At 69.9% G+C, this 21,273-nt stretch carries 24 protein-coding genes; 8 read left to right on the top strand and 16 right to left on the bottom strand.

What is annotated here, in order from left to right; translation table 11 throughout:
- Nucleotides 1–155 precede the first annotated feature (155 nt).
- Together ACIHCL_RS17700 and ACIHCL_RS17705 are read right to left on the bottom strand one after the other, a co-directional pair.
- Nucleotides 156–797, bottom strand: a complete 642-nt coding sequence (locus tag ACIHCL_RS17700) for a nucleotidyltransferase domain-containing protein (RefSeq protein WP_399862645.1) — start codon at nucleotides 795–797, stop codon at nucleotides 156–158.
- A 35-nt stretch (nucleotides 798–832) separates the two neighbouring features.
- Nucleotides 833–1,261: a hypothetical protein gene (locus ACIHCL_RS17705; protein WP_399862647.1), complete on the bottom strand. Its 429-nt coding sequence runs from the start codon at nucleotides 1,259–1,261 to the stop codon at nucleotides 833–835.
- Between the two features lie 63 nt (nucleotides 1,262–1,324).
- On the opposite strand from ACIHCL_RS17705, the gene ACIHCL_RS17710 reads away from it, so the two are divergent.
- From ACIHCL_RS17710 to ACIHCL_RS17725, 4 genes are all read left to right on the top strand, one after another.
- On the top strand, nucleotides 1,325–1,996 hold the full coding sequence (locus tag ACIHCL_RS17710; RefSeq protein ID WP_399862649.1) for a nuclear transport factor 2 family protein: 672 nt from the start codon (nucleotides 1,325–1,327) through the stop codon (nucleotides 1,994–1,996).
- A complete protein-coding gene (locus ACIHCL_RS17715) occupies nucleotides 1,993–2,190 on the top strand; it encodes a ferredoxin (protein ID WP_399862651.1) in 198 nt (65 codons plus the stop codon). The genes ACIHCL_RS17710 and ACIHCL_RS17715 overlap by 4 nt, the downstream gene beginning before the upstream one ends.
- Before the next feature lie 2 nt (nucleotides 2,191–2,192).
- Entirely contained in the window at nucleotides 2,193–3,389 is a 1,197-nt protein-coding gene (locus ACIHCL_RS17720) for an NAD(P)/FAD-dependent oxidoreductase (RefSeq protein WP_399862653.1), read from the top strand.
- A 101-nt stretch (nucleotides 3,390–3,490) separates the two neighbouring features.
- Nucleotides 3,491–4,840: a Rieske 2Fe-2S domain-containing protein gene (locus ACIHCL_RS17725; protein WP_399862655.1), complete on the top strand. Its 1,350-nt coding sequence runs from the start codon at nucleotides 3,491–3,493 to the stop codon at nucleotides 4,838–4,840.
- Between the two features lie 56 nt (nucleotides 4,841–4,896).
- Here ACIHCL_RS17725 and ACIHCL_RS17730 read toward each other — a convergent pair whose 3' ends face one another.
- The 7 genes from ACIHCL_RS17730 to ACIHCL_RS17760 are packed head-to-tail and all read right to left on the bottom strand — an operon-like array spanning nucleotide 4,897 to nucleotide 10,022.
- Complete coding sequence (locus tag ACIHCL_RS17730; RefSeq protein WP_399862657.1) at nucleotides 4,897–5,154, bottom strand: hypothetical protein; 258 nt, start codon at nucleotides 5,152–5,154, stop codon at nucleotides 4,897–4,899.
- The gene (locus ACIHCL_RS17735; RefSeq protein ID WP_399862659.1) at nucleotides 5,151–6,446 is read right to left on the bottom strand and encodes an NAD(P)/FAD-dependent oxidoreductase; all 1,296 of its coding nucleotides are present in this window, start codon (nucleotides 6,444–6,446) and stop codon (nucleotides 5,151–5,153) included. The genes ACIHCL_RS17730 and ACIHCL_RS17735 overlap by 4 nt, the downstream gene beginning before the upstream one ends.
- Entirely contained in the window at nucleotides 6,443–6,763 is a 321-nt protein-coding gene (locus tag ACIHCL_RS17740) for a 2Fe-2S iron-sulfur cluster-binding protein (protein ID WP_399862661.1), read from the bottom strand. The genes ACIHCL_RS17735 and ACIHCL_RS17740 overlap by 4 nt, the downstream gene beginning before the upstream one ends.
- A gap of 34 nt (nucleotides 6,764–6,797) precedes the next feature.
- Nucleotides 6,798–7,325, bottom strand: coding sequence for an aromatic-ring-hydroxylating dioxygenase subunit beta (locus ACIHCL_RS17745; protein WP_399862663.1), 528 nt, complete (start codon nucleotides 7,323–7,325; stop codon nucleotides 6,798–6,800).
- A complete protein-coding gene (locus tag ACIHCL_RS17750; RefSeq protein WP_399862665.1) occupies nucleotides 7,315–8,601 on the bottom strand; it encodes a Rieske 2Fe-2S domain-containing protein in 1,287 nt (428 codons plus the stop codon). Before ACIHCL_RS17750 ends, ACIHCL_RS17745 begins: the two co-directional genes overlap by 11 nt.
- A complete protein-coding gene (locus tag ACIHCL_RS17755) occupies nucleotides 8,598–9,134 on the bottom strand; it encodes a nuclear transport factor 2 family protein (RefSeq protein ID WP_399862667.1) in 537 nt (178 codons plus the stop codon). The genes ACIHCL_RS17750 and ACIHCL_RS17755 overlap by 4 nt, the downstream gene beginning before the upstream one ends.
- Nucleotides 9,135–9,179: 45 nt before the next feature.
- Entirely contained in the window at nucleotides 9,180–10,022 is an 843-nt protein-coding gene (locus ACIHCL_RS17760; RefSeq protein ID WP_399862669.1) for a carbon-nitrogen hydrolase family protein, read from the bottom strand.
- A 127-nt stretch (nucleotides 10,023–10,149) separates the two neighbouring features.
- Here ACIHCL_RS17760 and ACIHCL_RS17765 point away from each other — a divergent pair, with 127 nt between their 5' ends.
- On the top strand, nucleotides 10,150–11,118 hold the full coding sequence (locus tag ACIHCL_RS17765) for a LysR substrate-binding domain-containing protein (RefSeq protein ID WP_399862671.1): 969 nt from the start codon (nucleotides 10,150–10,152) through the stop codon (nucleotides 11,116–11,118).
- Between the two features lie 12 nt (nucleotides 11,119–11,130).
- Here ACIHCL_RS17765 and ACIHCL_RS17770 read toward each other — a convergent pair whose 3' ends face one another.
- A complete protein-coding gene (locus tag ACIHCL_RS17770) occupies nucleotides 11,131–11,898 on the bottom strand; it encodes an IclR family transcriptional regulator (protein WP_399862673.1) in 768 nt (255 codons plus the stop codon).
- 224 nt (nucleotides 11,899–12,122) lie between these two features.
- Between ACIHCL_RS17770 and ACIHCL_RS17775 the strand changes: the two genes are divergently transcribed.
- Entirely contained in the window at nucleotides 12,123–13,478 is a 1,356-nt protein-coding gene (locus tag ACIHCL_RS17775; protein ID WP_399862675.1) for an MFS transporter, read from the top strand.
- A 171-nt stretch (nucleotides 13,479–13,649) separates the two neighbouring features.
- Here ACIHCL_RS17775 and ACIHCL_RS17780 read toward each other — a convergent pair whose 3' ends face one another.
- The 4 genes from ACIHCL_RS17780 to ACIHCL_RS17795 form a co-directional block, all read right to left on the bottom strand.
- Nucleotides 13,650–14,207: a hypothetical protein gene (locus ACIHCL_RS17780; protein ID WP_399862677.1), complete on the bottom strand. Its 558-nt coding sequence runs from the start codon at nucleotides 14,205–14,207 to the stop codon at nucleotides 13,650–13,652.
- A gap of 38 nt (nucleotides 14,208–14,245) precedes the next feature.
- Nucleotides 14,246–15,556: a hypothetical protein gene (locus tag ACIHCL_RS17785; protein ID WP_399862679.1), complete on the bottom strand. Its 1,311-nt coding sequence runs from the start codon at nucleotides 15,554–15,556 to the stop codon at nucleotides 14,246–14,248.
- Nucleotides 15,553–16,302 carry an ATP-binding cassette domain-containing protein gene (locus ACIHCL_RS17790; protein WP_399862681.1) on the bottom strand — a complete coding sequence of 250 codons (750 nt, stop codon included), beginning with the start codon at nucleotides 16,300–16,302 and terminating at the stop codon, nucleotides 15,553–15,555. Before ACIHCL_RS17790 ends, ACIHCL_RS17785 begins: the two co-directional genes overlap by 4 nt.
- Nucleotides 16,303–16,564: 262 nt before the next feature.
- Nucleotides 16,565–17,230 carry a maleylpyruvate isomerase family mycothiol-dependent enzyme gene (locus tag ACIHCL_RS17795; RefSeq protein ID WP_399862683.1) on the bottom strand — a complete coding sequence of 222 codons (666 nt, stop codon included), beginning with the start codon at nucleotides 17,228–17,230 and terminating at the stop codon, nucleotides 16,565–16,567.
- Between the two features lie 71 nt (nucleotides 17,231–17,301).
- On the opposite strand from ACIHCL_RS17795, the gene ACIHCL_RS17800 reads away from it, so the two are divergent.
- Nucleotides 17,302–18,360 carry a LysR family transcriptional regulator gene (locus ACIHCL_RS17800; protein ID WP_399862685.1) on the top strand — a complete coding sequence of 353 codons (1,059 nt, stop codon included), beginning with the start codon at nucleotides 17,302–17,304 and terminating at the stop codon, nucleotides 18,358–18,360.
- A gap of 190 nt (nucleotides 18,361–18,550) precedes the next feature.
- Here the strand turns inward: ACIHCL_RS17800 and ACIHCL_RS17805 are convergent, their stop codons facing one another.
- Complete coding sequence (locus tag ACIHCL_RS17805; protein WP_399862687.1) at nucleotides 18,551–19,171, bottom strand: TetR/AcrR family transcriptional regulator; 621 nt, start codon at nucleotides 19,169–19,171, stop codon at nucleotides 18,551–18,553.
- Between the two features lie 121 nt (nucleotides 19,172–19,292).
- Between ACIHCL_RS17805 and ACIHCL_RS17810 the strand changes: the two genes are divergently transcribed.
- Nucleotides 19,293–20,315 (top strand): hypothetical protein, encoded by a 1,023-nt coding sequence (locus ACIHCL_RS17810; RefSeq protein WP_399862689.1) that lies wholly within the window; start codon nucleotides 19,293–19,295, stop codon nucleotides 20,313–20,315.
- Nucleotides 20,316–20,639: 324 nt separating this feature from the next.
- On the opposite strand, the gene ACIHCL_RS17815 is transcribed toward ACIHCL_RS17810, so the two are convergent.
- Entirely contained in the window at nucleotides 20,640–21,233 is a 594-nt protein-coding gene (locus ACIHCL_RS17815) for a sigma-70 family RNA polymerase sigma factor (protein WP_399862691.1), read from the bottom strand.
- Nucleotides 21,234–21,273: the final 40 nt, after the last annotated feature.

Genomic DNA, 21,273 nt, shown 5'->3' on the forward strand with positions numbered 1-21,273 from the left:
CGGCGGCTGCGGAGGCGTCGGCGGGACCGCGGTGCTCCGGCTGCGCCCGCCCCGCTGAGCAGCCGGCGCCCCCGACCGCACGGGTCTTCGAGTGGCGAGGCCCGTTACGCCTGCTGCATCCTGACCGGTGATGCCTCCGGGTAGATCGCGCGGAGTTACAGGTTCCCGAGCCAGCGATGTCCTGGGTGTGCGCGGGCGAGGAGCTCGGCCAGTGTCGTGCGCTGAGCTGAAATCATGTGCGGGAGAGTTGCGTCGAAGTCTGCCTGATCCTTGGGACGTGCGTGCTTGGCCTTGAACAGCAGGACCAGTTCAGGCGCCAGGTACGGGATGCCGTCCGGGGTATGGTGGATGATCTCGCTGTAGGGAAGCCGGATCGTCTCGTCGCGTCGGCAGATCCAGGTCTTGCCGTCGTGGGGTTCGCGGAATACATCGAGTAGGTAGTTGCCGGTGGCTGGATCGCGTACCCAGGTCTGGTGTGTGGCGGCCAGCACGTCTGGTGTGGCGTTCTCCCAGATCCGGCCGCTGCTGACCGCGTCGAAGACGTATCCGGGGAAGCGGTTGCGAACCTCGGGGAAGTTTGCGGTGGGGATTGCGATTTCGATGTCCCCGTGCTCGCGCGTCTGCGTGCCGCGGAACAGATCCAGCGCCCAGCCTGCGGCCACACACCAGGGCGTGGCGATCCCGGCCAGGTGCTGTGCGACCTCGCACGGGGTCCAGCAGGATGACCATCTGGCGTCGAGGGCATCGAGCTCGGCGGGTGACAGTTCGATGCCGCCACTGGGGAGTTGCTCGCTCACCAGAGGGAATCTATCAGCGGGGACGAAGGTCGGGGTCAGGCCGATGCCCTCGGTCCAACCAACGACCAGCGGTGGTGAGCTGTCAGTGGGGCACGCCCCTGGGGGCGAAGGACCGGCATGCCGAGATTGACCGGCGCGAGGAGAGCCAGCCGCTGGCTCTCCTCGCGTTTCTGGCGGAGGAAGCTGAGCGTGAGGTCGATGTCCTCGATCTCTCCGAGCCGACCCGCCTGCTCCGCACGAGCCCGGCGAGCCAGCAGATCGGCCTCGATCCGTGCGGCCGTGTCGAGGGCGACGGTCGGCGTGGTGACGCAGGCCAGTGCCGCGCTGCCCGGCGCTGAGGTGCAGGCGACGATCCGCACGTCCCGTTTCAGCACCGGGCCGAATGAGAGAAGACTCATGAAGTCCGCCGCCCAGCAGCGGTTCGAAGCGCCGTCGACGTAGTCGCGGTCGACGGCTGTCAGCATGCCCCACTGTTCAGTGGTGGCCGGCGCTGGAGTGGTGCGGCGCCCCCGTCTCTAATGACCGCCATGGAACACACGACCCGGCTCGACGAGCTGGCCCAGCGGCTGAGCACCCTGGAAGACCAGGCGGCCATCCGGCGGCTGATGTCACGGAACCAGTGGCGGAGCGACGGCGGGGACGACAGTGACGACCGTGTGCCGTCCTGGCGGGCCGCGGGCGCCGTCCGCGCCCTCGGGCCGCCCTCCGTTGTCGGCACCGACCCCGCCAAGGGCCCCGGCTACTGGACCGCTCACGGTGGAACCTGGCGGAGCACCGGTCTGAGCGAGCGTTTCGACACCGCCCGCAGCGCCCGTGGCGAGGAGCGGGCGGCGTTCTCGGCCGCCCGGAGGCGGTGGATGCCGCAGGCGATGCACTTCCTCACCAACGAGGACATCGAGATCACCTCGTCGGGCTCCGCCCGCGGCCGCTGGTACTCGTGGGAGGCCGCCACCGTCGTCCTCGACGGCGTCCCGACCGCGGTCTGGATCGCCGGACGTTACGTCGTCGCCTTCACCAAGGAGAGCGGCTCGTGGCGCATCGCCGACATGCACTTCCAGGAGATCTTCTCCACCCCCGTCGACTCCGCGGGCTGGACCGTGACACCCCACGTGCCGTACGGCCCCGGCCAAACCGCCCTCGGATCCGGCCCCACCCCACAGGGCGCGCCGCGCGCCGGGAACCCCCAGGAGACAGAGTGAGAATCGAACTCGACGCCGAACTGTGTGAGGGGCACGCGCAGTGCGAGATCCTCGCCCCCGGTTACTTCGAAGTCCGCGACGACGGCACGGCGCATCTGCTGCGCGCCGTGGTCGCCCCCGGGGACGGGCCCCTGCTCGACGAGACCGTGGCCCGCTGCCCGGTCGCCGCGCTGCGGCTGTCGGCGCAGGAGTGAGCGTGTCGAACGAACGCGTGGTGGTGATCGGCGGTTCGGTGGCCGGGGCCTCGGTGGTGAACGCCCTGGCGCGTGGCGGCCGGGAGTGCGAGGTCACCCTGGTCTCGGCGGACCCGCAGTTCCCGCCGTACGATCCTCCGCCGTTGTCGAAAGAGATCCTGTCGGGGGCCTGGCCCCTGGAGCGGGCCCGGTTCCGTACGACACTCCCGCCCGGCGCGCGGGTCCGTACCGGCACCCGGGCGGTGGGCTTGGACCCGGACCGCCGGGAGGTGTTCACCGACGACGGCGCGGTCCTCGGCTACGACCGGCTGGTCCTGGCCACTGGCAGCCGCCCCCGGGAACTGCGCACCGGCGCGCCGCTGCCGCCGCGCGGGGTGCACCGGTTGCGGACGGTGGCCGACGCTCTCGCCCTGCGGGACGCGCTGCGGCCGGGTGGCTCGCTGCTGGTCGTCGGCGCGGGCCTGATCGGGTGCGAAGTGGCCGCGACCGCTGTCGGGTCGGGGATGGACGTCACCGTGGTCGACCCGGCGCCGCTTCCCCTCCTGCGGATGGGGGGCGAACCGCTGGGCGCGTTCATGGCCGCCCGCCACCGCGAGCACGGCGTACGGCTGTTCCTGGGTTCGCAGGTGCGGGAGATCATCGGGGAGGACCGGGTGACCGGTGCGGTACTGGACAACGGCACGCACATACCGTGCGACGCCGTCCTGATGGGCATCGGCGCGGTTCCGGAGACCGAATGGCTGGCCGGGTCCGGACTGCCTGTGGACGACGGCGTCGTGTGCGACGCGACGTGCACGGTGGCGGGCGTGCCCGAGGTGATGGCCGTCGGGGACGTGGCGCGCTGGCACAGCGGCCGGTTCGGTGGTCTGCTGCGCGTCGAGCACTGGACCAACGCCGTGGAGCAGGCGGCGCACGCGGGCCGGAACCTGTTCGAGGAGCCCGAGCGGCGCACCGCGTTCGACAGCGTGCCCTACGCGTGGTCCGTCCAGTACGGCCTGCGTGTCCAGGTTCTGGGCCTGGCCGACACCCCGGCCGCCGTCGTCCAGGAGGACCGGGCGAGCGGGCGGCTGCTCTGCCTGTACGGCGGGTCGGACGGGCTGCGCGGCGTCGTCGCCGTGGGCCGTCCCGAGATCGTGGCCCGGGCCCGACGCGCCATTGCGGACCGGACCCCCGTCGACGCCCTGTCCTGGGCGGCCTGAGCCCGTTCCGGGCACTCCCCTTCCCCCACTGTTCGCGCGGGTTGCGAGAGGGGGCCGACAGCGGTTCCCTCCCCGACGCATGGATCGAAAGGCGGCCCATCATGGCCAAGCTCTTCACAGAGGAAGAGAACACACTGCTCACCCGGACCGGTCCGGGCACCCCGATGGGGACCCTGATGCGGCGCTACTGGTTCCCGGCCTTCCTGTCGGAACGGCTGCCGTCCACGGACGCGGACCCGTTCGAGATCAACCTGCTCGGTGAACGGCTCGTCGCCTTCCGCGGGCGCAGCGGGCAGGTCGGCCTGATGGACGCGCGCTGCCCCCACCGGCGGGCCTCGCTGGTGCTCGCCCGGACGGAGGACGACTGCGCGCTGCGGTGCATCTACCACGGCTGGAAGATCAACGCGGACGGACGGGTTCTGGAGACCCCGCCGGAGCCGCCGAACAGCCGGTTCGCCCAGTCCGTCCGGCACACCGCGTACCCGACCCGGGAGGCGGGCGGGATCGTCTGGACGTACATGGGCCCGCCCGAACTGCGTCCCGAGTTCCCGATGTGGCCCTTCAACGCCCTTTCCGGCGACCAGGTCTGGGCCAATCACTTCTACCAGCCCAGCAACTGGCTCCAGGGGCTGGAAGGCGACCTCGACGCGGCGCACGGCGGCTATCTGCATTACTCCCGGGACGAATGGGAACGGCAGCGCAACAGCAACTCGCGGCTGGGCAAGTTCCTGTTCGATCCCCGGCCGCAGACGGCGGCCGAGCCGGCGTCCTGGGGGCTCCAGACCGCGTTCCGCTACCACCTGGAGGACGAGTCGGAGGCGGTCTTCTGGATCCACCCTCTCGTGTCGCCGTTCTTCACGATGTTCTCGCACGCCGAGGACGGTGTGGACGGCGGCCTGTTCCACGCCTGGGTACCCAGCGACGACACCTCGCACTACGTGTACTCGGTCGTCTGGCGGGCGGGCGGCCCGCTGACCGCGAGCGACCGGGCGCGTATCGACACCACCCAGGGATACACGGCGGTCGACAAGGGGAACGGGTATGTGTCGGCCAACTGGGACGGGTACCGGTACCGCCAGGACCGGGCCTCGATGACGGAGGGGCGCTCGTTCTCCGGTTTCGAGGGCGTGCACCTCCAGGACCTGGCCATCCAGCACAGCATGGGGCCGATCGTGGACCGTACCGGCGAGAACCTGTGCACGGAGGACTATCTCGTGATCCAGGCGCGGCGGTTCTTCCTGGAGACCCTGAAGAAGTTGGAGCGGGGTGAGGAGCTTCCCGGCCTGGCGCCGGACATGGACTACTCGGCCATCGAGCACCGGTGGGTGTTCGCCCCCGCCGACACCTCGCTGGCCGAGGTACTGGCCAGCAAGGACTGGGACTCCTCGGCGGAGGAGAACACCCGGGACGTGAGCACGGTCAAGGACGCATGGTCCGCGCTCGGGCACTGAGCCGGAACGGGGCGGCCCGGGGAAGATTCCCCGGGCCGCCCTCGGTTGCGTGGACGTCACCCGGTCCACTCGGCTTCCGCCGTCCAGTGGACGGCGCCACTGGGGCCGACCCGGCGCTCCCACTCCCCCGCTCTTGTCAGGGACGGCTCCTCGGCGGCGGTGGCGCGGTCGGCGGCCTCCGGACCATTTCCCGGCGCAGCCCAGTGCACCCAGTTGACCTCCCGTCCGTGCGCATCGTGCACGAACAGGTCCACGTGGGGCCATCCGTAGCCGAAGGTGTCGGCGTAGCAGACGAGAAGGAGGCGGTGGGTCACGAGGGACTCCTCTCCACCGCAACGCGGAGCAGGTCCCCGAGCCCGGCGGACACGTCGTGGACCGCGGACGGCGGCAGGTTCGCGCCGCGCGCCAGGGCCCGCCGTACGGCGGTGAAGTCCCGGGGGTTGTTCACCGCGTCGCAGGCGATGAGCCGGCCATCGCGGTAGTAGAGGACGGAGAACCGTCCGCTGTCCGGCTCGCCGCGCAGCACGTACTGGTCGTGTCCGGCGCTCAGTCCCGCGATCTGGAGTTTGGCGTCGCCCTGGTCGGACCAGAACCACGGCACTTCCTCACCACCGGGGACCTCGGCCCCCAGCAGGCTCGCGGCGGCCGCCTTGGCCTGGGCGGTCGCGTTGTGCACGGATTCGATGCGGACCCGGGTGCCGGGTTCGCCGAGGTCCCGCGATCCGGTCAGGGGCGCGGGCCGCAGCGTGCAGTCCCCGGCGGCGACGGTGCCGGGGCGGCTGGTGCGGGCCCGCCGGTCGACGACGATTCCGGGGCCGCAGTCGAGACCGATGGCCCGGGCCAGGTCGGTTCGGGGAACTGCCCCCACGCCCACCACCACGAGATCGCAGTCGATGGTGGAGCCGTCGTCCAGAACGGCCCCGCGGACCGCGCCGTCCCCGGTGAACTCCGTGACCGCCGCGCCGAAGGTGAACCTCACCCCGGACCGCCGGTGGCGGCGGACGAGGTGTTCGGCGGTCGGTGGCGCGCACAGCCGTGCCAGGGCACGGTCCGCGACCTCCACCACCTGTGTGTCCACCCCCAGGCGCCGGGCCGCGGCCGCCACTTCGAGGCCGATGAACCCGGCGCCGACGACACACAGGCGGCGGCTCGCACGCAGTGCCGCGGCGAGCCGGGCCCCGTCACCGGCCCGCCGCAGCCGAAGGACGTTGGCGAGGTCCTCGCCGGGCACGCCGAGGCGCCGCGGCTCGGCTCCCGTCGCCAGCGCGAGCCCGTCGAACGCCAGGGTCTGCCCGGCGGCGGTCACGGCCCGGCCCGACGAGCTGCCGGGCCCGTCGAACTCCACGCCCAGCACCGGGTCCCCCAGGCGGAGTTCGATGTCGTTCTCCTGGTAGAAACCCTCGGGGCGCAGGGCCAGCGGTCCCGGGGCTCCGGGACCGCCGGCGTGGTCCAGCAGGACGGACTTCGACAACGGCGGCCGGTGGTACGGGGCCTCGTGCTCGTCTCCCGCGAGGGTGACCGGTCCCGTGTAGCGGTACTCCCGCAGCGAGGCCGCCACCTGCACTCCGGCCGTCCCGGCGCCCACGACGAGCATTCCGCCGCTCACGGGGCGGCCACCGGGACGTCGACCTCCAGGGCCTCCATGTCCGAGGTGATCCGGATCTGGCAGGCCAGCCGGCTCGTGGGACGACGCTCGGCGAGGACTTCGTCCAGCATCTCGGACTCGAAGACGCCCGGCTCACCGGTCCGGGCGCGGAAGGAGTTCCCTATGTAGACGTGGCACGTCGCGCAGGCGCAGGCTCCCCCGCATTCGGCCGCGATGCCGGGGACTCCGTTGCGGACTGCGGCCTCCATCAGGGAGACGCCCTCCGGGGCGTCCACGGGACGTACCTGGCCGCTGGTCCTGAAGAAGATTCTGGGCATGCTCCGCTCCTTGTCGGTTCTGGTCTGCGGGATGTCAGAGAAGGAATCCACAGGTCCGCAGGGTGTGTTCCGCGTCGATGAGATGGACGATCTTGGTCCGGATGCGGGGGCCGCATTCCCGGCCGACGATGTGGTGCACCATCTCGGCCGCCCAGAGTTGGTGTTCACCGCGCTGGTAGGCCGCCACGATCTCCGTGGAGGTCACCCGTACCTCGTCGTCGCCGGTCCGGTCGGCTGTGAAGCGGGAGACGGTCCGCACCGTGCGGCCGACCGACTCCACCGCCCCGGCGTATCCGCCGGCCATACGCTCCACGCGGCGGTGGCGCATGACGGCGTCGTCGTTGACGTAGTTCAGCACCGCGTCGAAGTCGGTGGCCTCGCGGCTCATCGGAAGGACGTAGCGGGTCTCCCCCTCGTCCCACAGCGCCTCCCAGTCGCGGTAGCGCTTGTCGTCGAGGAGCCGGGCCTCCTCGTAGATCAGTTCGACGGCGGCGAGCGCCGCCGGATCGGTGAGCGGAAGGCGCTCCACCGTGCCCGTGCCGGTCCCCGTTTCAGTGAACATCAGTCATCAACCGCTTCCACATGGTGTACGCCGTGCGCATGCCCGTCTCGTCCGTGATGTGCGACCAGGGATGTCCCTCGTCGGAGGTCTGCTCCCGGTTGAGGCCGCGGTCGAGCAGGATGGCCATGCCGGGGTCGGCCACGGCCCCGCGCTGTACGCGGTCCCACACGTCGGAGTCGTCGGGGGTGCCGAAGCCGAAGGGTCCTTGGAAGTGTTCGTGGATCCTCAGCCTCTCCCTGTTCGCGCCCTCGGGACCGCCCTCGTAGCCGAGGGCGATGTGGGCGTTGTCGGTGGCGTCCACGGCCACCGGGTTGAGCAGCCGGATGAACCCCATGGACAGTGCGAGGTTGGGGAAAATGGTGAGGTTGAACCCGGCGCCGTGCAGCGAGCGGACCAGTCTGCGCACGTCCCTGGGCGGCAGGTCCGGTGCGAGGTCGGCGACCAGCGAGGCGAAGCGCTCCTGAAGGGGCTCCGTTCCGTCGTCCTCGCCGAGGTCGACGTGCTCCGGGACGAAGATCCCGACGGAGTGGCCGTTGTCGAGGCCGTAGGTGACGGCCCGCGGGTCCTTCATGAAGGACAGCATCTCGGCGGTCTCGGCGTCGACGTTCGCCATCCAGGAGCGGTGGACCAGGGGGAAGTGGTAGCCGTCGGTGACGTTCTCCAACTGGATTTTCCAGTTGGCCCGGTGGCGGAACTTGAATGCGCCCTGGACCTTCAGCGGGTATCCGGCGCCCTGCTTCATGAACAGGTCGATCCAGCCGCGGGCGGCGCCGAGGTAGTCGTGGAGCGGTGCGGCGTCCTCGTCGAAGTGTGCGAAGACGAGCCCGGCGTAGGTTTCGACGCGCAGCCGCTGGAGCCCGAGCCGGGACTTGTCGATGTCCTCGGGGTAGCCCTCCGGGTAGGGGATGCCGCGCAGGCGCCCGTCGAGCGCATACGACCAGCTGTGGTAGGGGCAGGTGAAGCCGCTGGTCATCGCCCCGGAGGGCTTCTCGCACAGCAGTGCGCCCCGGTGCCGGCACCGGTTCAGCAGGACGTTGATCCGGCCCTTGCGGTCACGGCTGACGATGACCGGACGGCGGCCGATCTCCAGGGTCTTGAACGAGCCCGGCTCGGGGAACTCGCTCTCGTGGCCCACGCAGTTCCACGTGCGGTAGAAGATGCGTTCCAGTTCCTCTTCGTAGATGTCCGGGTCCAGGTAGACCTGTGCGGCGACTTGGTCGTCCGCGACAAGTGCTCCCCGGTCCGGCGCCGTCGGGTACTCGGCGTCGGCTGTCACATTGCCCTCCTCGTGCTCGTATGCGTTGTCTCGGTGTCCACGCCCAGGACGAAGGCCAGGGCGCGGGCCTGTTCGGGGTCCAGCGCCTGCGACCAGAGCCGACGGGGCCGGTACTCGGTGATCAGGGCGCGGTCACGGTCCGCCTCGAACCACACGCGGAGCTCGGTGAGCGTGATGTTCGCCCCGCCCGCGGTGTAGGTGGAGAGCCGGACCATCGGCCATTGGCCCTCGACGCCCGTGCCGCTGCCGCCGCACGGCTTCAGCGTGCCCCGGCCGAGCAGGTGGGCGTTCAGAGTGAAGTGGGGGTTCGGGGGGAGTCTGGTCTCCAGCATCTCCACGATGCGGTCGGCCCCGCTGACCCGGCCGAACCGCTCGGCGTTCCACTTTCCCGCGCCCTCCCAGACGGCGTCCGGTGCGAACAGCGCCCGGAGTTCCTCGCGGTCGTAGGCGACGGCCGGGACGTCGCACAGTTCCATGTACCGCCGCAGTGTCCGGCTCGCCGCGCTGATGAGCGCGGCCTGGCCGTCTTGCATCGTGCACCTCTCGTTTCTTCCGTGTTGCTCCGTCGGGGGCGTGGTTCAGCCACGTAGGCGGGCGACGGCGGACGGCTCGTACAGCTCCGGCCGCCGGTGCGCGTAGAGGTGCCGGTGGGCGCGCGCCTCGTCGACGTGTGCACCGCGCAGGGCGCCCGAAACGGTCTGTTCACCGTTGCCTCCGGCGTCGGCCACGACGTGGCCGCGCGGGTCGAGGACGCAGGTTCCGCCCGCAAGGTCGAGACCGGCGACCCGGCCGGTCTGGTTGGTGTGCACCACATATGCCTGGTTCTGGATCGCGGTGGCCGCGAGCAGCGTCCGCAGTTCCTCGGGGGTGCGCCCGGAGCCGTCCATCGGCCAGGAATTGGGCACGACGAGGCATTCGGCCCCGGCGAGCGCCAGCGTCCGCGCGATCTCGGGGAAGCGCAGCTCGTAGCAGATGACGAGGCCGAACGTCGCGAAGTCCGCCTCGACCAGGCACAGTCGTTCACCGGCGGTGACGTGGGCGGACTCGGCGTGCCCGGGGGCGTCGAAGAGATGGGTCTTGCGGTACGAGCCGATCAGCTCACCGGAGCGGTTGAACACCCGACAGGTGTTGGCGTAGGTGCCGTCCGCCTCCTCGGTGATGTACGTGCCCACCAGATAGCTGTTCAGCCGCCGGGCGCGCGCGGCCAGTTCGGCCGCCAGAGGGTGTCCGCCCGGAATGCCGACCTCGGTGACCGGGACGGAGCCCAGCGGTCGGAAGGTGAACATCTCGGGCAGGCACACCAGGTCCGGCCGGGCTCCGGAGTCCGCCAGCTCGTCCAGCCGGGCGAGCGCCGACGCGATGTTCGCCTCGACGTCCTGGGTGGTGGCCATCTGGATCAGCTCGACACGCGTGTCCCTCATGTGACGGGCCCCTTTCTGTGGCGGTCGTCCGTTCCCGGGGCCCGGGGCTCCGGTTCCGGTCGAGGACTTCCTCAGACTGCTCGGCGGCCTTATCATTTGTAAAGCTTGTTCTTTATTACTTAAAGACATGAAAAACTTAGGAGTCTCCATGCTGGTGGACTACTCGTTCCGGCAAGTGGAGTACTTTGTCCAGGCCGCGACGCTGGGGACGATCAGTGCTGCGGCGGAGAGCTGCAACATCTCGCAGACCGCGGTGTCCCTGGGCATCGCCGGGTTCGAGCGCCATCTGGGCGTGCAGTTGTTCGTCCGCCGCAAGGCCAAGGGCGTGGTGCTGACCGAGGCGGGTGCCCGGGTGCTTCCGGCCGCCCGCGAAATGCTCAGCCTGGCGCGGCAGCTCAGGACCGACGCACGCGCCGAGGGCGACGAGATCGCGGGACGGCTGACCTTCGGCAGCACGTCGACCCTGGCTCCGGTGGTGGTGCCGCAACTGCTGGACGAGCTCGTCGGCCGCCATCCGGGGCTCGACCTCGCTGTGGTGGAGGGCCAGGCGGAGACACTGCGCCAGTCCCTGCTGAACGGCGAGTGCGACATCGCCCTGATGTACGCGGATCAGGACATGACCGGGCTCGACTGGCAGTCAGTCTCGGTCCTCAAGCCGTACGTTCTGCTGCCCGAGGCGCATCGGCTTGCCGGGAGAGCGGCCGTCCTGCTGGCCGACTTGGCCGACGAGCCGCTGATCACCCCCGTCACCTCCCCCGGCACGTACGACAGCGAGGCGGTTCTCCGGTCGGTGGGCATCACCCCCAAGGTGGGCCTGCGCAGCGGCAGCATGGAGGTCATCAGGGCGGCCGTGGCGCGGGGGCTCGGTTATGCGATCCTCGTCCAGCGCTGGCTGGCGAAGGAGAGTTCCGAGGGCCGTCCGCTGGTCGTGAGGGAGATCGCGGACCCCGTTCCCCCGACCCGCGTGGTGCTGGCACGGCCGGCCGGGGTGCGCCGCACCGCCCGGTCACAGGCGGTGGCCGCGTACTGCGCGGCGGCCTTCGGCGCCGGAGCAACGGGCGCGGACGCGGACGACGCCAGTCGGCCCGCGCGGTGAGCGTCGCCCCGGTCAGCTTCCTGCTGACCGGGCCAGCTCGTCGGAGACCAACCGGGCAGCCCGCCGCACCTCGTCCGTCACGCGTGTGACGTTCACCGTCCGATGGGCTCCCACCAACGACAGCGCCCCCACCACGGCACCGTCCGCCCGTACGGGCGCGGCTATGGAGACCGACCCCAGGTTCATCTCCTCGCCCGCGTAGCCGACTCCCAGACGCCTGATCTCGCGCAACTGACCGCTCAGCAGGGCCGGGCTGACCACCGTGAACGGGGTGTAGCGGGGCAGCGGCCCGGACAGGTACTGCTGGATTTCCTCCGGTGGTGAGAAGGCCAGGAGCACCTTGCCCGCGCCGGTCGCGTGGAGCGGCATGTCCGCGCCCAGCTCCCCGGTGACCGGCCACGACTCGCGTCCGCTGACCTTCTCCACAGCGAGCGCGGAGCCGCGCCCGTCCAGCACCGCGAGGGTGACGTTCTCCCGGGTCGCCTGGTGCAGTTCCTGCATCTGCGGGCGGGCTGACCGGCAGACCACGTCGACACGGGGAGCCCGCACCCCCCAGCGCCAGATGCCGATCCCGATCTCGTACCGGCGCCCGGTCGTGCGATGCACCACGTCGAGGTCCGTCATCTCGCGCAGCAGACGCAGGACGGTCGTGGCCGGCAGCCCCGTCGCGCGGGAGATTTCCGAGACCGTGTGGCCGCACCTGCTGCGGCCGAGGACCCCCAGGATCGCAAAGATCTTGCTGGCGACCGAGCGCCCCGCATCCCGTCCGTTGCCCGCCATCCCGCTTCCTCCTCACCAGGGCCGCATCCGCCCTTGCTTAGAGCAATCCCAGCCGCTTCACCAGCAACGCCCACCGCTGAGTGGCGACTTCTGCCCGAAACCCCAATGTCACCTTTCTTTCCACCCATGAAAGCCAACATTTACAAGAGCTTCCTGGCCCACCAACACTATGTGGCCAACGGGGCAAGCCAGGAAGCAAACCGTCGAATTCACAGGAGTGGCTGATGACGAATTCTTCTGGAAAAGTCCGTACAACAACCAGACGTGTCGTGGCGGCCAGCCTGGTCGGCAATGCTCTGGAATGGTACGACTTCTTCCTCTACGGAACCGCCGCGGCGCTCATCTTCAACCGTCTCTTCTTCCCCGGCGCAGACCCCATGGTCGGGACCGTCGCCGCCTTCGGCACCCAGGCTGTGGCCTTCGCCGCCCGCCCCATCGGCGGCTTCATCTTCGGTCACTTCGGGGACCGCATCGGGCGGCGCTCCATGCTCTATGTGACGCTCAGCCTGATGGGTGTGGCCACCTTCCTCATCGGCGCACTGCCCACCTACGAGACCATCGGCGTATGGGCCCCGATCCTGCTGACCCTGCTGCGGATGCTCCAGGGCATCGCCGTCGGCGGCGAATGGGGCGGCGGGGTATTGCTGATCAGCGAGAACGTCGACGGCCGGCGGCGCGGCATGCTGAGCGCACTGAGCCAGACCGGTGTCGGCATCGGCTTCCTGCTCTCGGCGCTCGTCTTCGCGATCACCCAGGGCGCCACCACCGAGGAGCAGTTCATGACGTGGGGCTGGCGGATTCCGTTCCTGGCCGGTGTGGCGATCATGGGCATGGGCCTGTTCATCCGGCACCGGGTCTCCGAGACCGCCGCCTTCGAAGAGGTGCGGGAGCAGAGCAAGGTCGAGCGGCTCCCCGCACTGACCGCCCTGCGCGAGCACCCGCGCAGTATGTTCGTGGCCTTCGGCGCCCGCCTGACCGAGAGCGGGGCCTCGTACATCTTCATCGTGTTCGTGCTGGCATACACCGATCAGGTCGGTATCTCCAACTCGGTGGCGCTCACGTCCGTGGTGATCGGCATGACGCTGAACGCCCTGGCCATGCCTCTGTGGGGCGCGCTGTCCGACAGGGTCGGCCGCAGGCCCGTGTACATAGGGGGCGCGGTGGGTGTCGCCTTGTGGGCCGCACCGTTCTTCTGGCTCATCAACACCCGGCAGACGGCCCTTGTCCTGATCTCGATCATCGTGGCGAACGCGATCTGCCACGCCGCCATGATCGGCGTCCAGCCCGCGTTCTTCACCGAACTCTTCCCCAGCGACGTCCGCTACAGCGCCCTCTCGCTGAGCCATGAACTGGCCTCGATCCTGGGCGGCGGAATCTCCCCGCTGATCGCGATCTCGCTCCTGGCCTGGGCGGATGCCTGGTGGCCGGTGGCCGTGTACGTCGCCTTCCTGGGGCTGGTCGCCGTGGTGGCTGTCGCCATGGCCCCCGAGACAGTGGGCCGGGACCTGTCCGCCGGCTCCCTGGACCGTCCGGCGCAGCCCACGCCCGGCGATACCCCGGCCCAGGTCTCCGCACCGTAACGCCGCTCCCGGTGTCTGCTCCAACGGTCGCTGCGCCTTGAAGCCGGAGCCCTTCATCGAGGACTGGCTCCGGCTCTGACCTGGAGCGGTCGGCGCGCAACCCCTGCTGCTCGGTGGCGCCCCGCGGCGCCGCTGTACGACGCAGTGAACAGGCACGAGGGCACGAGCGTGCTACCTGAGGTGGCGTCGTGGCCGGTCCTGGTGGATCGCGGTGCGGAGGCCGTAGACGACGATGATCAGGGTTGCCAGGGCTGCGAGCGGGTCGGCGGGGTGGGCGGCCGGCCATGCCCACCAGTGCGGTGTTTGCTGTGGACCGTAGCCGAACGTGGCGGTGGCCAGGGCGAACACGACGGGAGGAACGGTGGAAGCGGGCCCCCCGAGCAGCGTGCGTCCGACGAGTGCCATACCCGTGTACAGGGCGAGGTTGCGGACAGCCTGTCCTGCCGGCTCGGGGTCCGGGCCGAGGCCGGTGAGTGAGAGGGACATGACCAGTGCTGTCAGGGCCATGGTCGCGGCGGCGAGTACGGCATCACCTCGTGCGACGGCGCGGCCGGCCGTTGCTTCGATCTGTGGAGCACGGTTGTGTCCGGTGTTCAGAGCGATGGCCGGGGCGAGGGGGGCCAACAGGATCAGGGGTACGGATGCCGAAGTCGCTCCGCCCAGTTGGGGCAGGGGAAGACCTGTTTCGCCGACAGAGAGGGCGACGGCCCAGAATGCCGTGGTGATCACGGTGAGGAGCTGGACCCGACGAAGACGTAACCACCAGATCACCAGGCACACCGGGCCTTGGACAGGGTGGCCTCGTACCACACGGTCTGGCTTTGAGACGTCTGAGTTATCTGTGTCTGTACTGCTGCCCAGGCATCGGGGCTGTAGCGCGGTGGCGCCTGATCGGCGTCGATACCGGCTCGGACGGCGAGCCAGACCTCCAGCTGCTGGTATGCGGCGATGGCGGAGTCGACGGCCGCAGGATCACTCGCACACGACGGCGCCGTGGGGTGGGCTGAGAGGTGGGGAAGAGCTTGAGCGAGGTTGGCGGCGAGACCTGCGAGCAGATCCTGCTGCGTGAAATCCGGCGTCCGTCGCACGGTGATCTGCCAGCGGTCCTTGGTTGCGGGGGCGTCCTGTTCGCTGATGGTCTTCGGGGCGGGGATTCCGTAGGCGTGGAGCTGAGAGGCCGCCTGGGTGAGTGTCCGGGTCGCCTCGGAGAGCCGACCACGGTGTTCGGGCCAGACACAGACACGTGGACCGGCCCCGAGGCGGTCGCAGACGAGTTCCTTGGCTTCACGTTTGTGTACCGCATCGGCTCCGAGCCGGTCGACCAGGGCGATCCCGCCACCTACGCAGAGCGCCAGGGCGACCGTGCCGACCGCCAGCAGACGCCGTCGGGCCCCCGTAGTGACGCGCCCCAGGGCCGGCATGTGGCGTGAAGCCGCGATCCCGGCCAACGCAACGGCGGCCAAGCCAACGGCTACCAGCGCGGAAGCCGCGAGGGCACGTGTGTCGGGAGCGAAGACGTTGTCGCAGCAGCCGGCTACCGGCACCGTCAGATGCCGCAGCCAGAGAGGCTCAAGCGCTGGTGGGTAGACGGCCCACAGATAGTCGCCGATCAGCACGAGGGGAACAGCGGCGACTGCCGGCAGCCACAGACCGACCGCGAAGCCGGCCAGGATGTGAGCGGCGATGATGACCAGCGCCGCCGCCAGGATGGCGAAGTCCGGCCACCCGGGGGCGGATCCGAGCTGTAGCCTCACACCCAGCAGGGTGGTGCACAGCGCGAGAATTCCCAGCACCAGCACGGGAAGGGCGGAGCCGGCGGCGATCTGCCAGGCACCGCGCGCCGGAGCCCAGGATTCGGCGCGTGCGCGACGCAGGCGACCGGCCTCCCACGCGGCGCATGCGGCTGTCACCGGCGCGATGAACTTCACCGCGGACGCGGTCTGGGCACTCGCTGATTCCCAGTAGCCGTCCAGGTGGGCGGACACCTCTTCGGAAGCGGCGTACATGCCGACAACGGCCAGCAAGATCGGCGCGGCGATGACGGCGGCATTGGCCCGGGGATGAAGCCGGAACATCATCGCAAGCCCCCGCTGCGCAGAGTCTCCTCGTAGGCGGACTCGGCGGTCTGGCTCGGGGCGGCATCTTTGTCTGCCCGTGCGGTGAATTCGTTTACGGTGCCATTGAATCTCACGTGTCCGTCCTCAAGGACCACCACATTCTCGTAGAGATCACTGAGGTCCTCGGTCTGATGGGTCGAGACGATCACATGGGCGTGCCCCGACAGGCGGCCGACGATTCCCCTGAACACACGGCGCTGAGCGGGGTCCAGGCCGGCGGTGGGCTCGTCCATGAGGATCAGTTCGGCACCATGAACCAGCGTCTGGGCCACGCCGAGACGCCGCCGCTGGCCGCCCGAGAGTGCGGAACTCTGGGAATCAGCCTTGTCGGTGAGAGAGACTGCGTCCAGTGCCCCGACGGCCGCCTCCCACGCATGCGAGCGGGACATGCCTTTCAGCCATCCGGCATACGCCACCTGCTCACGCGCGGTCATACCTGGCATGGCGTCGATCTCTTGAGGCATCCACCCCACGCGTCGGCGGTACTCCTTGCGCTGAACACGGAACGCGGGATTCAGTCCCCCGTAGGACACCGACCCCGATTCCGGAGCCAGAGCGGATGCGGCAAGGGCAAGAAGAGTTGACTTGCCCGCGCCGTTCGGCCCCAGCAGCACGGTCCTTCCGGGCGGGAAAACGAGATCGAGCCTGTCGAGTACCACCACACCCCGGCGGTACTGGTAGGTGCAGGCGGTGAACTCGACAGACACGAACACTCAATTCTTCCCTGGGGCCGAGCGCCTGGGGGCAGGCAGCATCCGGCGGCGCTGACCCGGCTGGAACAGTAGGCACCGTAGTCCGCGGTGGACCAGCACGCGACATCGGATGCGGTGCATCGCAAGACGAAGGACGTCCGCGTGCTGGATGTATGCGGATGTTCCGACAACGCGACGAGGTGCCGTAGCCGGAGTCGCGCGCCCGCCAGGGGTTGTAGGACGGCCCTGGGAACCACGCCTGAGCGTCACAGGACGTTCAGGCCACGGTGAAACGGTGGCTCGGCTCGCCCCGCAGCCGACCCGTCGGGAGCTTGCGCCCGTAGGCGACCAGCAGGAGGTCCTGGGCGGCCCCGTACACGGGCACGCCCTGGCCGAAGGACCAGTCCAGATCATCGGCGCACAGCCGCACCCCGTCGGCGTCCGCCCCGAAGAACCGGAGGCTTCGGGGCCGGACCTCGCCGAGCAGCACGCGTAGCCGATCCTCCGGGACCTGCCGGTCGATACCGAGGGCGACGGTGATGTCCAGCCCGTGCACCACGTCGTGGCCGAGCGCCGCCGCGAGCCCGCCGACCGGCGGCTTCCAGGGGTGGTGTGCGTTGTCCCGCAGGAACGCCGCGAGCCGGGTGGTGGAGTGGGCTGCCGCGTCCCGGCGGGCGACCCGGTCGGTCATCCGGTGAAGGCGGCCTCGCGCCTTCGCGAGTTCGGCGAGGGTCGTCGGCAGGGAGTGCCTGAAGCCCATCGACATATGGGCCGCAACCTCGCGCACCCGCCATCCCGTGCACAGGCTCGGCGCGTCCCACTGATCGGGCCTCAGACCATCGAGCAGATCCGCCAACTCCCGGCGTTCCGCAGCGATCAGGGCCCTGATGTCCGTCCTGTTCCCCTTGGTCCCGTCCGTTGTGTGATCGCTCGTCTTCCCCATGTGTTCAAGGGTGTGCGCACCTGATGCATAAGTCCAATAGTTGGTCATGCTGCTGGCTAGCATCATTGCTTATGGAACTCCGGCAGCTCCGTTACTTCGTCGCCGTCGTCGAAGAGGGTGGCTTTACCCGCGCCGCCGCCCGCCTGCACCTCGCCCAGCCCGGACTGAGCGCCCAGATAGCCCAGTTGGAACGAGAACTGGGGCAGCAGCTGCTCGACCGCACCGGCCGGTCCGTGACGCCGACCGAGGTGGGGCGGGCCGCACTGCCGTACGCACGGGCCGCGCTGGCCGCCGTGGATGGGGTACGGCAGACGGTGGAGGAGTTCACCGGGCTGTTGCGCGGCCGGGTGAGGGTCGGGCTCGTCTCCGGCGCCGTCGGTCACGCCTTCGACATCGCCTCGTCTCTCGCCGACTTCCATCATGCCCACCCCGGGGTGGAGATCGCGCTCACCGAGGACACCTCGGAGCGGATGCGGGCCGCGCTTCTGGCCGGTGAGCTGGACATCGCCCTGCTCGGGCAGACCTGGAACGATTCCTCCCCCGGGCTTTCCCTCCAGACCGTGATCGACGAGCCACTGGTCGCCGCCGTCGCCCCTGATGACCCGCTCCTCACTCGCGCCGAGCACACCGTTCACGCCGAGCAGGCCGTTCCCATCGAACACGCCGAGCACGCCGGTCCCGCCGACCGTGTCGGTGACGGCGACCGTGTCGGTGACGGCGACCGTGCCAGGGAGGCTCGTCATGTCAGTGACGCCGATGACGCCGTTCACGCGAACGTCCCACTGGCCGAGCTGCGCGACCGGCCGCTGATCTGTCTGCCGCCCGGTACTGGGGTGCGCTCGGTGCTCGAACGCGCCTGTGCGCAGGAGGGTTTCCGGCCCCGGGTGGCCTTCGAAGCGGCATCTCCGTACGTTCTTGCGCAGCTCGCCGCCCGGGGTCTCGGTGTCGCCGTACTACCGGCCGACGAGAAGTCGATTCCGGACGGCCCCTTGCGCACGCTGCGAATCGTCCGGCCCCGGCTGCGCGGCCGGGTCGCTCTCGCCTGGCAGTCCGCCGGGCCCGCGAGTCCCGCGGCACGGGCGCTGCTCGACCGCCTGCGCGACGCACTTCCGAATCTGTCCGAGCGATAGCCGCACATCTGACGGCCACGAGCCGGACACGCGACGAACCGAAGACGACGAACCGAAGGCGACAAGCAGAAGGAAACGGGCGGAGGACGAGGGGCAGAGGGTGGGCAGAGGGTGGGCAGAGGGCGGGCAGGGGGCGAGAGCCGAGGTCGACGGCTCCGACGGGCGCGACCGGGCCGATGGCGACGGAGGATCAGCCCGGTACCGGACCGCGTCGCCGCACCAGCGGCAGGTACACCTCGTCGACGATCTCGACGAGCACGTCGTCGGGCGCCGTGGGCACCCCGCGTACGACGAACTCATTGCGCAGCAGCACGATGGCCACGGTGGCCACCCGTGGGTGGAGCGCTTCAGGGGAAGCCTCGCCGCGTGCCACCGCGCGCCCCAGGATGGTCAGCCAGGGAGCGGCCACGGCATCGCTGGACTGTTCCTGCAACTGCGCCTGGAGCTCCGACGTACCACCGGCCGCCGCGAGCAGTTCACGCAGGATCGCGCCGAGCGGTGAACTCCAGTGGCGGTTGGCCCGGCGCAGGAAGTCCAGGGCATCGCCGCGCAGGCTACCGGTGTCGGGCGGCTGAACCGTCGTGGCCAGTTGCCGGTACGCGGCGATGCCCAGCGCGAGGCGGTTCGGCCAGCGACGATAGATGGCGTTCTTGTTGGTGCCGGAACGGGCCGCGACCTTGTCCATGGTCAGCCCGGCGTACCCGGACTCGGTCAGCTCGTCCACCGCTGCGGCCAGGATCGCCTCCTCCAGAACAGCCCCGCGCCGCCGTGTCTGCCCGGCGTCTGCCCGGTTCGCCGCTTCCCCTGCCATGACGCCTTCCCGCAATCGGTACCGTTCGTACTCTCTCATTCTCGCTGTCGCCTCCAACAGGCGCCAAATAAGGTACGTTGAGTACCGTAAATCTCGTGACCGGCAGAGAGGAGCGCGACGCATGCGCGCCCGAGGAATCAGTTACGACACCGGCTTCGTCCGCGACGGAGAGATTTCCCGCACGTCCTTCGATCCGAAGGTGGTCGAGCGCGAATTGCGCATCATCCGTGACGATCTGCGCTGCAACGCGGTACGCGTCATGGGGGGCGATCCCGAACGGCTGGAGTTCGCGGCGGCGTACGCCGCCGGCCTCGGGCTGGAGGTCTGGTTCTCCCCGTACCCCCTGGAACTGACCACCGAAGAGATGCTGCCGCTGCTCGCCGACTGCGCCGAGCGCGCGGAACGGATCCGTCGGCAGGGAGCCGAGGTCGTATTCGTCACCGGCGCCGAGATGAGCCTGATGAACAAGGGGTTCCTGCCCGGTGACAGCCTGGACGACCGGGTCGCGTTACTGAGCCGGCCCGATCGCGTACGTGAACACATCGGCGAGATCGGCGCACGCGTCAACCACTTCCTCGGCGAGGCGGTGACACTCGTCCGCGACCGCTTCGGCGGCAAGGTGACCTACGCCTCCGTGCCGCTCGAACGCGTCGACTGGACCCCCTTCGACATCGAGTCCGTGGACCTCTACCGAACGGCCGAGACCGCCGACCGCTTCGCGGCGGGCGTCCACGACCTCACCGCTCGGGAGAAGCCGGTCGCCATCACCGAGTTCGGCGCGGCGACCTTCCGGGGCGCGGGAGACGTGGGCGCCCGGGGGCTGGAGATCGTCGAGTACGGCGAGAACGGCGGCCCCGCCCGGCTGAACGGCGAGTACGTCCGCGACGAGTCCGGTCAGGCCGCGTATGTGCGCGAGCTGTTGGAAGCGTTCGAGGCCGGGGGCGTCGACAGCGCCTTCGTGTTCACCTTCGTGCTCGCTGATCACCCGCACCGCCCCGACGGCGACCCCCGGGACGACTTGGACCTCGCCAGTTACGGCATCGTCAAGGCCCTCGACGGCCGTCTCGGGACCACCTACCCCGACATGTCGTGGGAACCGAAGGCCGCGTTCACCGCCATCGCCGAGTTCTACGGAAAGAAGTAGGCAACGAGCCGTCGGCAGGGCGCACGGCTGAAGGAAGCCGTCGGCCTGCGGAATGGCGAACCTGCGGGCCTTCGGATGCGGGGCCCTCGGGGCCGCCGGGAACGGGTGCGTACGCGACCCCCCGGCGGCTCCTGGCGGCCCCTCGGCCGAACTCCTGCCCAGGTCGGTGTCCCTTGGTCTACGTGAGGGACAGCGCCGGCCTGCCGCAGGAGCGGCGATCCCCGCTGTGCGGCACGTCAACCCGCGGCACGTCAACCCGTGGCACGTCAAGCCGTGGCACGTCAAGCCGTGGCACGTCAAGCCGCGCACATCAGTCCGCGCACGTCAGGCCGCGGAGCGCATCGGCTTGGGGGGCTCGGCGTCGTTCAGCCACTCGATCAGGCAGGTGCGGGCGCGTGCTACTCGGGAGCGCACCGTCCCCACCGGGCAGTTGCTGACGAGTGCCGCTTCCGCGTAGGGCAGCCCGAGCAACTGGGTGAGGACGAAAGCCTCGCGGCGTTCGTCGGACAGGTTGGCCAGCAGCTCGGCGAGGGCGATGCCGTCTTCGAAGCCGGGCAGGCTGTGTGGCTGGGCACGTTCGGCGGCGGCCTGCCAGTCGTCGGTGTCCGACAGGCGGGGCCGCGCGGCGGCGTATCGGAGGTTGTCGACCACCGCGCGCCGGGCGATGGTCAGCAGCCAGGTGCGGGCCGAGGAGCGGCCTTCGAAGCGGTGCAGGCTGGTGAGGGCCCTCAGGAACGTGTCCTGGGTCAGATCGTCCGCGGTCTGAGGGTCGGCACCAAGGCTGGTCACATAGCGGCGGACGTCGCGGTGCAGGGCCCGCACGAAGTGCTCGACGGCTTCGGCGTCACCGCTGCGGGCGGCGAGTGCCCAGGCCGTCGTCGATTCGTCGGGCGGGGTGGGCAAGGCAGGAGCGATCATCTGGCGTCCTTCTCGGGAATCCGGGCCCGGCGTTGAACGG

This window comes from Streptomyces sp. NPDC052042, from assembly GCF_044548345.1.
Lineage (GTDB): Bacteria > Actinomycetota > Actinomycetes > Streptomycetales > Streptomycetaceae > Streptomyces.